This is a genomic window from Clostridium sp. AF29-8BH (genome assembly GCF_003478145.1).
GTDB classification, from domain to species: domain Bacteria; phylum Bacillota; class Clostridia; order Lachnospirales; family Lachnospiraceae; genus Otoolea; species Otoolea fessa.
The window spans coordinates 1-788 of the sequence record NZ_QUEL01000064.1; the positions used below are offsets into that span (position 1 = coordinate 1).

Genomic DNA, 788 nt, shown 5'->3' on the forward strand with positions numbered 1-788 from the left:
AAAGGAGAGTGCATTAATTATGAGAAAGCAGACTAAATTAGTTGCAGTACTTTCTGCAGCAGCTTTACTCGCTATGGGTGCTTCCATGACTTCTTTCGCAGCTGGTTGGCAGAAAGATGACGCTGGTGTTTGGCACTACTATGATAGCGATGATGAGATGGTAACAGGCGAGTGGAAAAAAGATGGCGGTAAATGGTTCCACCTCGATGATGAGGGAGATATGGAGACCAACACATGGGTAGACGATGACTACTATGTAGGCGAAGATGGCGCTATGCTGACAAACGCTTGGAAGTATACTATGTCTGATGATGATCAGGATGATCCGGATTCCGATGGTAAGCATTGGTACTATTTCAACAACAAGGGTAAAAAAGTTGCTGATCAGGATAAGAAGATCAATGGTAAGACATACCTTTTCAACGAAGATGGTGAGATGCTGTATGGTTGGCAGGATTGGCAAGGAGCTATTTACTACTTCGGTGAAGAGATGGATGGCGCAAGAACAGAGAATAAGTGGCTGTGGCTTGAGAAATCCGGTATGTTAGATACTGATGAGGATGTACAGAAAACAGTTCCTGGTTGCAGTGAAAATGACATCTGTGATGACGAAGGTTGGTACTGGTTCAATGCTTCCGGTAAGATGTACAAAGACGCCGCTAAGAAGAAAATCAACGGAAATCCTGCAAGTTTCTGCAGTTCCTTCGGATTGTTGAAGCGGCTGATATCACCTACTTCTGCAAGGAATCCTGACACTGTCCTGATTCCCACACCTTTGATCTCTAACA

At 44.2% G+C, this 788-nt stretch carries 2 pseudogenes; one reads left to right on the forward strand and one right to left on the reverse strand.

The window, feature by feature from the left end:
* Window positions 1-19 precede the first annotated feature (19 nt).
* Window positions 20-679, forward strand: a pseudogene (locus tag DWZ16_RS16360) (glucan-binding protein); the annotation flags it as partial.
* Between the two features lie 2 nt (window positions 680-681).
* On the opposite strand, the pseudogene DWZ16_RS17085 reads toward DWZ16_RS16360, so the two are convergent.
* Window positions 682-788, reverse strand: a pseudogene (locus DWZ16_RS17085) (transposase); the annotation flags it as partial.